Below are 9,247 nucleotides of genomic sequence, written 5' to 3'. Positions count from 1 at the left end.
GGCCCGCTGCGCGTAGGTTCTGCGCATGCCGTTCCCGTCCCTCGCCGCGCTGCTCGACCCGGAGCCGACGGCGCCGCCGCTCGTCGTCACCCCGGCGGACGTCGGCGGGCCGGTCGCGTGGGCCGAGCTGCGGCGGGCGGGCGCGCTCGTCGAGCTGCACGACGGCGCGGCGGTCGGCGTCGGCTGCGTGCCGGGTCCGGCGCACCGCGCGCTGGCGCTCGCCCGCGAGGTGCCCGCTCGCTGCGTCCTGGGCGCCGCCACGGCGGCGTGGGTCCACACGGGCCTGTACGACGGCGTCGCGGCGCGCGCCTGGCCGGCGGGCGCCCCGGTCGAGCTGGCCTACTCCCCCGACACCCACCGTCCCGGCCCGCGGCCCGGCCGGGTCACGCGCCGCGCCCCGGGTCTCGCGCGGGACACCGAACGCCTCGCGGGGGTCCCCGTCACCAGCCGGACCCGGACCGCCGCCGACGTCGCCTGCACCGCCTCGCCGGAGGCCGCCGTGCCCGTCCTGGTGGCCCTGGCGAGGGCCGGGACGGACCTGCGGCAGGCCGCCGTCCTGCTGGACCGGCGGGCCCGGGTGGTCGGCCGGCCGGCGGCGCACCGGGCGCTTTCAGCGGCGCGGGAGCTGTTGGCGGGCTAGGTTCGGTCCATGGCCGGATCCAAGACACCCGCTGTGGAGCTCGACGTCGCGGGCCGTACCGTGCGCGTGACGAGCCCGGACCGCATCGTCTTTCCCCGCGGCATCACCAAGCTCCAGGTCGTCGAGTACTTCGTCGCCGTCGCCGACGGCATCACGGGCGCCCTGCTGCACCGCCCCACCACGCTGGAGCGCTGGCCCAAGGGGTGGCACGAGGGCGCGCACCTCGCCACGCGCATGCCCAAGCCGGACGACCCGAAGGGGGACGGCTTCTACCAGAAGCGCATCCCGCGGGGCGCGCCGGGCTACGTCGAGACCGCGACCATCGCGTTCCCGTCGGGCCGGACGGCGGACGAGGTCTGCCCCACGGAGCCCGCCGTCGTCGCCTGGGCCGCCAACATGGGCACGCTCACGTTCCACCCCTGGCCGGTGCGGCGGGACGACGTCGAGGCGGTGGACCAGCTCCGCATCGACCTGGACCCGCAGCCCGGCACGGACTTCTCCGACGCCGCCGCGGTGGCGCCGCACCTGCGCGAGCTGCTCGGCGAGCTGGACCTGCAGGGGTATCCCAAGACCTCGGGCGGCCGGGGGCTGCACGTGTTCGTGCCGCTGGAGCCGCGGTGGACGTTCATCGAGGCGCGGCGGGCGACCATCGCGATCGGGCGCGAGCTGGAGCGCCGGCTGCCCGGGAAGGTCACGACGCGCTGGTGGAAGGAGGAGCGCGGCGAGGCGATCTTCGTGGACTACAACCAGATGGCCCGCGACCGCACCATCGCTTCCGCGTGGTCGATCCGGGCGAACGGCCGGGCGACGGTTTCGATGCCCCTGGACTGGGACGAGGTGCCCGACGTGCACCCCGACGACTTCGACGTGCTCACCGCGCCGAGCCGGTTCGCCGAGCGCGGCGACCTGTTCGCCGCCCTGCGCGCCGACCGGGACCCGGCCCTGGACTGCTCGCTGGACGCCGCCCTCGACCTGGCGGCCCGCGACGAGGCCGACGGCCTGGAGGACCTGCCCTACCCGCCGGAGTACCCGAAGATGCCGGGCGAGCCCAAGCGGGTCCAGCCCAGCCGCGACAAGGACCGCGACCGCAGCAAGGACGTCGCGGCGGAGTGACCCGCCCGTGGCCGCGCCACAGGCGATGCGGCCCTCAGTGCGACCGCAGCGCCTTGATCAGGTCGCCCTTGCGCATCGTGGAGCGACCCTCGATGCCGATCTCGGCTGCCCGCTTGCGCAGCTTGTCGACCGTCCAGTCGTCGTAGTCGCCGGACTTTCCTCCCTTGCGGCCGACGCTCTTGCGCGACGTGTTCGCCGCCGCGTTCGCGATACGGGCGGACTTCTCCTTGGAGCTGCCCTCGTCGCGGAGCTTCTCGTACAGCTCCTTGTCCTTGACGCTCGGTCCGGGGTCACGCTTCGGCATGGTCGATCCTCCCGACGGTGCTGGACGTTCACCTCCACCCTCGCCCGATCTCACCCCGCTCGCACGTGGGTGGACCGATGAGTCCGGCGCGCGCCCGGCGTCGGACGGGCATGGGAACGCTGCGCTACACCGCGAACATGTCCGCCGACGGGTACACCGTCGACGCCGAGGGAAGCTTCGACTTCACGCAGCCGACCGACGAGATCCTCGCGTTCATCAACGAGAACGAGTCGGACGTCGCCGTCTACGTCCTGGGCCGGGACATGTACGAGACGATGGTCTACTGGGAGACCCACGACCCCGGGCCCGACCCGAACCCGCACACGGACCGCTACGCGGAGATCTGGCAGGGCGTCGACAAGGTAGTCGCGTCGTCGTCGCTGCCGCAGGACGCCGTGACGTCGGCCCGGACCCGGCTCGTGCGTGACCTGCAGCCGGGTGAGCTGCGGCGCATCGTGAACTGCGCGCCCGGCACCGTCTCGATCGGGGGGCCTACCGTGGCCGCGGAGTTCATCCGGCAGGGCCTCGTGGACGACTTCCGCTTCGTGGTCTACCCCGAGGTCGTGGGCGGCGGGCTGCCGGCCCTGCCCCGGGACGCCCGGCTGCGGCTGCGCCTGGTGGACTCCCGGACCTTCGACGGCGGGTGCGTCTACCTGCGCTACGCGCCGCGCTGAGGCAGGCTCGTACCCGTGACCACACTCAACCTGCCCGTGCAGCCCCCGGTCCGGCCGATGCTCGCCAAGAGCGTGCCCTCGGTGCCTGCCCAGCCCGCCGGCGACGACGCCGGCCCCGCGTACGTCTACGAGCCCAAGTGGGACGGGTTCCGCGCCATCGTCTACCGCGACGGCGACGAGGTACGCATCGACTCCCGCAACGCCAAGCCGATGGAGCGCTACTTCCCCGACGTCGTCGCCGCCGTCCGCGACGCCCTGCCGGAGCGGTGCGTGGTCGACGGCGAGATCGTCATCGCCCAGCGGCCCGGCCACGGCGCCGCGCACCTGAACTTCGAGCTGCTGTCCCAGCGCATCCACCCCGCGGAGTCCCGGGTGAACATGCTCGCCGAGACCACCCCGGCCGCGCTCGTGGTGTTCGACGTGCTGGCGCTCGGCGACGACGACCTCATGGACCGCCCGCTGACCGAGCGGATCGCGGCCCTGGACGGCCTCGGCCTGACCGGTCCGCTCGTGTTCGCGACGCCCCGCACCCAGGACGCCGCGGAGGCGGAGGAGTGGTTCGGCTCGTTCGAGGGTGCGGGCCTGGACGGCGTCGTCGCCAAGCTCGCGGACGGGCCGTACGCGCCCAACAAGCGCACCATGCTCAAGATCAAGCACACCCGGACCGCCGACGTCGTGCTGGCGGGCTACCGGCTGCACAAGACCTCGACGCCCGAGCAGCCGCTGCTCGGCTCGCTGCTGCTGGGCCTGTGGGACGAGACCGACGACGGCCCGCGCCTGCAGTTCGTGGGCGTCGCGGCCTCGTTCCCGGCCACGCGGCGCGCCGAGCTGATCGCGGAGCTCGCGCCGCTCGTCGTGGAGCCCGGGACGCCCGCGGCCGAGGAGCACCCGTGGCAGGGGTGGACCGACCCGACGAAGGCCGAGGCGGGCGACCGCCTGCCCGGCGCGCAGTCGCGCTGGAGCTCGGGCAAGGACCTGTCGTTCACCCCCCTGCGGGCCGAGCGCGTGCTCGAGGTGGGCTACGACCACATGGAGGGCTCGCGGTTCCGGCACACGTCCCAGTTCAAGCGCTGGCGCCCGGACCGCGAGCCGGCGTCCTGCACCTACGAACAGCTCGAGGAGCCGGTCAGCTTCGACCTGGGCGAGCTGCTGCCGGGGGCTCCGGGGACGTCCTGACCCGGTCCACGGCCGCGCCCACGCCGTCCAGCACGGTCTCCAGCCCGAACCGGAAGTCGTGGTCCGGGCCCTCGGGCGCGACGTCGTCCGGCGGCTCCTGCTCGAACAGCCCCGACCCGAACAGCGACGCCGCCTCCGGGAACCGCTCAGGGCGCACCAGGCGCGCCATCGCCCGCCCGTACTCCTGCTCGACCTGACCCTGGTCCAGCCCCGACCCGGCGCGCGCCGCGGACATGTCCGCCGCGAGCTGTGACGCGGTGCGCACGTAGCCGCTGACCAGCGTCACGACACCCACCTTGGCCGCCCAGTCCAGGCCGGTCCCCCGCAGGGCCGCGAGGCCGGCGTCCAGCCGCGCCAGCTCGTACGGGCCCGACGGCGGCCCCTGCACCGGCAGGTGCGCGAGCCACGGGTGGCGCCGGTACATGGCGCGCACGCCGTACGCCCAGCCGCGCAGCGCGACACGCCAGGCGGGGTCACCGGGCGCGCCAGCGCCGTCCTCCTCCATCCCGGCGTCGGCCGGCCGGCTCCCGTAGTCCCCCATCAGCGCGAGCAGCTCGTCCTTGGAGCCGACGTACCGGTACAGCGACATGGGCGTCACGCCGAGCTCCCCGGCCACCTTGGGCAGGGTGACGCCAGCCAGTCCGTCCCGGTCCGCCAGCGCGACGGCGGCGGCGACCACCTGGTCCACGGTCAGGACGGCGCGCCGCCCGAGGTGCGACCCCGACGGCAGGCGCCACAGCCTGGCGATGTGCGCGGGGACGTCCCCCGCGGAGGGCGCGCCGGCGTCCGCTCGCGGGTCCCCTCCGGAAGGTTTCTGTGGCTCGGTCACGGGCCTCATGATCACACGTCCTCACGGTCGCGACGGTCCTGGCACGACCGTCCCGCTAATTACTGTACGTCTTATAGTTTCAGGTATATGTTAACGCCGAGCCAGCCGCCCGACCCGAAGGAGAGGCTCATGACCACTGCCGCAGACTCGGCACCCCGCAGCTCGACCCGACCCGCCGACCCCGGCCTGGAGCCCCACGCCGCACCGCGCGCCCGGGGCCCCGTCCTGCGCGCCGAGCGCGCCCTCGCCCCCGACCTCGCCCGCGGGGCGATGCTGCTCCTCATCGCGCTCGCCAACAGCGTGGGCTACTTCTTCGCGAACGCGCCCGGCCTGGACCCGACGCCGCACGGCGCGGAACGCCCGTGGATCGTGCTGCTGTTCCTGTTCGTGCACTCGCGCGCGTTCCCCTTGTTCGCGTTCCTCTTCGGCTACGGGCTGGTGCAGCTCGCCGCACGGCAGGACGCCGCGGGCGCGTCGCCCGCCGAGGTGCGGCGGATCCTCGTGCGCCGCAACGCGTGGCTGCTCGCCTTCGGCGCGGCGCACGGGCTGCTGCTGAACGCGGGCGACTTCCTGGGCGCGTACGGCCTAGTCGGGATCGCGTTCACGCTCCTGCTGCTGCGCCGCTCGACGCGGGTGTACCGGTTCGTGCCGGTGCTCGTCGCGCTCGAGGCCGCCGCCGCGCTCGTCCTGGCGGTGCTCGTGACCGGGCGGCTGCTCTCGGGCGGCCTCGTGGGCGCCGCGGACGCCGTCCCCTCGCCCACCAGCCCCATGCCGTCGGTCCTGGCGCCCACGTTCCTCGACTCCGTCGCGGCGCGCCTGGGCGAGTGGCCGGCGCACACCGCGACCGTGCTGCCCTTCATCCTGTTCGTGTGGATCGGGGCGTGGGCCGCACGCCGGCGGATCCTGGAGGAGCCGGGCGAGCACCTGACGCTGCTGCGCCGTGGCGCCGTGGGCGGGCTCGCGATCGGCGCCCTGGGCGGCCTCCCGATGGGCCTGCTCGCGGCAGGCTGGCTCCACCTCGACGCCGGCACCGCCGGCCTGGTGACCGTGCTGTACAACAACACCGGCACGCTCGGCGCCATCGGCTGGACCTGCCTGTTCGGCCTGCTGGCGCACCGGATCGCCCGGGCCCGGGCGGGCGCCGCGACCGGCACCACGGACGGCGCGCCGGGGGCCGAGGCATCCGGCCGGCTCGTGGACGCCGTCGCCGCGCTCGGCCGCCGCAGCCTGACCGGGTACCTGGTCCAGTCCGTGGCGTGGGTGGTGCTGACCGCGCCGTTCCTGCTGGACCTGCCCCGGCACGCGCCGAGCCCCACGTTCGCGGCGGCGGGCAGCGCGGTCGCCGTGTGGGCGCTCACCGTCGTCGGCGCCGCCGCCCTGGAGCGCCGCGGGAACCGCGGGCCGGCCGAGAACCTGCTGCGCCGCCTCACCTACGGGCGGCGCTGACGCGATCCGCCGTGCCGGTGGACACCGCGCGCCGATGAACCAACCGAGGGCCCGACCGCAGACGGTCGGGCCCCTCGGTTGGTTCCTGGTTCGCCGGCGATCAGACCGGCAGCTGCGGCCGCTCGACCGGCTTGGTACCGGTGATGCGGTGCACGTCGAACACGCCCTCGACCTTGCGCACGGCCGACAGGACCGTCGCGAGGTGCGCGGGTTCGGCCATCTCGAAGATGAACCGCGAGACCGCCAGCCGGTCGTCCGATGTCGAGACGAACGCCGACAGGATGTTCACGTGGTTCTCGGACAGCACGCGGGTCACGTCCGACAGGAGCCGCGACCGGTCGAGCGCCTCGACCTGGATCTGCACGAGGAACATCGTGTTCGCGCCCTGCGTCCACTCCACCTCGACCAGGCGCTCCGGCTGCTTGCGCAGCCCGTCCAGGTTCACGCAGTCCGTGCGGTGCACGCTCACGCCCTGGCCGCGGGTCACGAAGCCCACGATGTCGTCGCCCGGCACCGGGGTGCAGCACTTGGCGAGCTTGACCCACACGTCGGCGGACTCGGAGCCCTTGAGCATGACGCCCGGGTCGCCCGACCGCACGCGCCGGGCGGTGAGGCCACCCGGCCGGGCCGCCTCGGCGACGTCCTCCTCCGCGCCGTCCGCCCCGCCGAGCGCCTTGACGAGCTTCTCGACCACGTGGGCCGAGGAGATCTGCCCCTCGCCGACGGCCGCGTACAGCGCGGACACGTCCTGGTAGTTCATCTCGTCCGCGACCCCGACGAGGGTCTCGTGCGACATGAGGCGCTGGATCGGCAGGCCCTGCTTGCGCATGGCCTTGGCGATCGAGTCCTTGCCGGTCTCGACGGCCTCCTCGCGGCGCTCCTTGGTGAACCACTGCCGGATCTTGTTGCGCGCGCGCGGCGACTTCACGAACCCGAGCCAGTCGCGGCTCGGGCCGGCGGTCTCCGACTTCGAGGTGAGGATGTCGACGACGTCGCCGTTCTCCAGCGGCGAGTCGAGCGGCACCAGGCGGCCGTTCACGCGGGCGCCCATGGTGCGGTGGCCCACCTCGGTGTGCACCGCGTACGCGAAGTCGACGGGCGTGGCGCCGCCGGGCAGCGCCATGGCCGAACCCTTCGGCGTGAAGACGTAGACCTCGTCGCCGCCGATCTCGAACCGCAGCGAGTCGAGGAACTCCGCCGGGTCGGCGGTCTCCCGCTGCCAGTCCACGAGCTGGCGCAGCCAGGCCATGTCCTGGTTCTTCGGGTCGTTGCCGCCCGCCGCCGGCGTCTTCTCCTTGTACTTCCAGTGCGCCGCCACGCCGTACTCGGCGCGGCGGTGCATGTCGTGCGTGCGGATCTGGATCTCCACGGGCTTGCCGCCCGGGCCGATCACCGTCGTGTGCAGCGACTGGTACATGTTGAACTTCGGCATCGCGATGTAGTCCTTGAACCGGCCGGGGACCGGGTTCCACCGCGCGTGCATGGCGCCGAGCGCCGCATAACAGTCGCGCACGGTGTCCACGAGGACGCGCGTGCCGACCAGGTCGTAGATCTCCGCGAAGTCGTGGCCGCGCACGATCATCTTCTGGTAGATCGAGTAGTAGTGCTTCGGCCGGCCGGTCACGGTGGCCTTGATCTTCGCGCTGCGCAGGTCCGACTCGATCTGCCCGCGGACCACGCCGAGGTACTCCTCGCGGGCGGGGGCGCGCTCGGCCACCAGGTGCACGATCTCGTCGTACACCTTGGGGTACAGGGTCTGGAAGGAGAGGTCCTCCAGCTCCCACTTGATCGTGTTCATGCCCAGCCGGTGGGCCAGCGGCGCGTAGATCTCGACGGTCTCGCGCGCCTTGCGCTCCGCCGACTTGGACGGCACGTACTTCCAGGTGCGGGCGTTGTGCAGGCGGTCGGCCAGCTTGATGACCAGCACGCGGATGTCCTTGGCCATCGCCACGACCATCTTGCGCACGGTCTCGGCCTGCGCCGCGTCGCCGTACTTCACCTTGTCGAGCTTGGTCACGCCGTCGACGAGCAGCGCGACGTCGTCGCCGAACTCGCTGCGCAGCGTGTCCAGCGAGTAGTCGGTGTCCTCCACCGTGTCGTGCAGCAGCGCGGCCGCGATCGTGGTGCCCTCGAAGCCGAGCTCCGCGAGGATCGTGGAGACCGCGACGGGGTGCGTGATGTACGGGTCGCCGCTCTTGCGCATCTGCCCGCGGTGGGCCTTCTCGGCCACCACGTAGGCGCGCTCGATCAGGGCGACGTCGGCCTTGGGGTGGTTGCTGCGGATCGCCTGCAGCAGCGGCTCGATCGCCGCCGGGGTGCCGCCACCGATGCTGCGCACGCCCAGCCGCACCAGCCGGTTGCGCATCCGGTTGCCGCCCGGAGGGGTGGGCGGGTTCTTCTCGGGCACCGGAGCGCGTGACACCGTGTTCTCCGCCATGTACGCGCCTCCTTCCCCGGGATGAAACCCGGAGTCGCCAGTCTAGCCCTGGACCACTATTCGCCGTCCGACCCGGTCATTGACCGGACGGGGTGTCCACCCGCAGGAGAGTATCGACGTTGTGGCCCTGGAGCCTGTCGCGCCCGTGAAGCGCCTCCAGCTCGATCAGGAAGGCGAGCCCGGAGACGACCCCACCGCACTGCTCCACCAGCTCTGCTGCGGCCGCCGCGGTACCGCCCGTGGCGAGAACGTCGTCGATGATGAGAACGCGCGCACCGGGGGTGAGTGTTCCCGAGCGCAGCTCGATGGCCGCGGAGCCGTACTCCAGGTCGTACGAGACGCTGTGCGTGGGCGGCGGGAGCTTGCCCGCCTTGCGCAGGGGCAGGAAGCCCAGGCCGAGCGCGTGGGCCACGGGGGCGCCGAGCAGGAAGCCGCGGGCCTCCATGCCGGCCACCACGTCCACGCCGTCGGCCAGCGCGAGGCGCGTGAACGCCTCCACGACGTCGGCCAGGCCCTGGGCGTCGGCCAGCAGGGGCGTGATGTCCTTGAAGAGGACGCCGGGAGAGGGAAAGTTCGGGACGTCCGCGATCAGGTCGCGAACGCGCGTCGCCCTCTCCGGCACCAGGCC

9 protein-coding genes are annotated in these 9,247 nt (G+C 73.3%); 5 read left to right on the top strand and 4 right to left on the bottom strand.

The annotated features are described in order from the left end of the window. Positions 1 to 25: 25 nt before the first annotated feature. Complete coding sequence (locus ACFWEJ_RS23830; RefSeq protein ID WP_377231664.1) at positions 26 to 640, top strand: hypothetical protein; 615 nt, start codon at positions 26 to 28, stop codon at positions 638 to 640. Positions 641 to 649: 9 nt separating this feature from the next. Next, positions 650 to 1,753: a DNA polymerase domain-containing protein gene (locus ACFWEJ_RS23825; RefSeq protein WP_377231663.1), complete on the top strand. Its 1,104-nt coding sequence runs from the start codon at positions 650 to 652 to the stop codon at positions 1,751 to 1,753. A gap of 34 nt (positions 1,754 to 1,787) precedes the next feature. Here the strand turns inward: ACFWEJ_RS23825 and ACFWEJ_RS23820 are convergent, their stop codons facing one another. Continuing rightward, complete coding sequence (locus tag ACFWEJ_RS23820) at positions 1,788 to 2,057, bottom strand: Rho termination factor N-terminal domain-containing protein (protein WP_377231662.1); 270 nt, start codon at positions 2,055 to 2,057, stop codon at positions 1,788 to 1,790. Between the two features lie 77 nt (positions 2,058 to 2,134). Between ACFWEJ_RS23820 and ACFWEJ_RS23815 the strand changes: the two genes are divergently transcribed. Together ACFWEJ_RS23815 and ACFWEJ_RS23810 are read left to right on the top strand one after the other, a co-directional pair. After that, the gene (locus ACFWEJ_RS23815; RefSeq protein WP_377231661.1) at positions 2,135 to 2,731 is read left to right on the top strand and encodes a dihydrofolate reductase family protein; all 597 of its coding nucleotides are present in this window, start codon (positions 2,135 to 2,137) and stop codon (positions 2,729 to 2,731) included. Between the two features lie 57 nt (positions 2,732 to 2,788). Beyond that, complete coding sequence (locus ACFWEJ_RS23810; protein ID WP_377231665.1) at positions 2,789 to 3,907, top strand: ATP-dependent DNA ligase; 1,119 nt, start codon at positions 2,789 to 2,791, stop codon at positions 3,905 to 3,907. Here the strand turns inward: ACFWEJ_RS23810 and ACFWEJ_RS23805 are convergent. After that, positions 3,858 to 4,745 carry a TetR/AcrR family transcriptional regulator gene (locus tag ACFWEJ_RS23805; protein ID WP_377231660.1) on the bottom strand — a complete coding sequence of 296 codons (888 nt, stop codon included), beginning with the start codon at positions 4,743 to 4,745 and terminating at the stop codon, positions 3,858 to 3,860. The two genes, ACFWEJ_RS23810 and ACFWEJ_RS23805, sit on opposite strands and share 50 nt — an antisense overlap. Before the next feature lie 120 nt (positions 4,746 to 4,865). Here ACFWEJ_RS23805 and ACFWEJ_RS23800 point away from each other — a divergent pair, with 120 nt between their 5' ends. After that, a complete protein-coding gene (locus tag ACFWEJ_RS23800) occupies positions 4,866 to 6,182 on the top strand; it encodes a DUF418 domain-containing protein (RefSeq protein ID WP_377231659.1) in 1,317 nt (438 codons plus the stop codon). 100 nt (positions 6,183 to 6,282) lie between these two features. Here the strand turns inward: ACFWEJ_RS23800 and ACFWEJ_RS23795 are convergent, their stop codons facing one another. Both ACFWEJ_RS23795 and ACFWEJ_RS23790 read right to left on the bottom strand, forming a co-directional pair. After that, positions 6,283 to 8,619 carry a RelA/SpoT family protein gene (locus ACFWEJ_RS23795; protein WP_377231658.1) on the bottom strand — a complete coding sequence of 779 codons (2,337 nt, stop codon included), beginning with the start codon at positions 8,617 to 8,619 and terminating at the stop codon, positions 6,283 to 6,285. Between the two features lie 76 nt (positions 8,620 to 8,695). Continuing rightward, the coding region (locus tag ACFWEJ_RS23790; RefSeq protein WP_377231657.1) for an adenine phosphoribosyltransferase at positions 8,696 to 9,247 on the bottom strand (552 nt) is incomplete at its 5' end.

It is taken from the genome of Promicromonospora sp. NPDC060204, assembly GCF_042728455.1.
Taxonomy (GTDB): domain Bacteria; phylum Actinomycetota; class Actinomycetes; order Actinomycetales; family Cellulomonadaceae; genus Promicromonospora.
This window is presented reverse-complemented; position numbering and strand designations above follow the sequence as displayed.

What these genes read in the sequence shown, in the direction of transcription:
- ACFWEJ_RS23805 (WP_377231660.1), bottom strand. Translation starts at nt 4,745, where the DNA reads ATGAGGCCCGTGACCGAGCCACAGAAACCTTCCGGAGGGGACCCGCGA.
- ACFWEJ_RS23800 (WP_377231659.1), top strand. Translation starts at nt 4,866, where the DNA reads ATGACCACTGCCGCAGACTCGGCACCCCGCAGCTCGACCCGACCCGCC.
- ACFWEJ_RS23825 (WP_377231663.1), top strand. Translation starts at nt 650, where the DNA reads ATGGCCGGATCCAAGACACCCGCTGTGGAGCTCGACGTCGCGGGCCGT.
- ACFWEJ_RS23815 (WP_377231661.1), top strand. Translation starts at nt 2,135, where the DNA reads ATGAGTCCGGCGCGCGCCCGGCGTCGGACGGGCATGGGAACGCTGCGC.
- ACFWEJ_RS23820 (WP_377231662.1), bottom strand. Translation starts at nt 2,057, where the DNA reads ATGCCGAAGCGTGACCCCGGACCGAGCGTCAAGGACAAGGAGCTGTAC.
- ACFWEJ_RS23810 (WP_377231665.1), top strand. Translation starts at nt 2,789, where the DNA reads ATGCTCGCCAAGAGCGTGCCCTCGGTGCCTGCCCAGCCCGCCGGCGAC.
- ACFWEJ_RS23830 (WP_377231664.1), top strand. Translation starts at nt 26, where the DNA reads ATGCCGTTCCCGTCCCTCGCCGCGCTGCTCGACCCGGAGCCGACGGCG.
- ACFWEJ_RS23795 (WP_377231658.1), bottom strand. Translation starts at nt 8,619, where the DNA reads ATGGCGGAGAACACGGTGTCACGCGCTCCGGTGCCCGAGAAGAACCCG.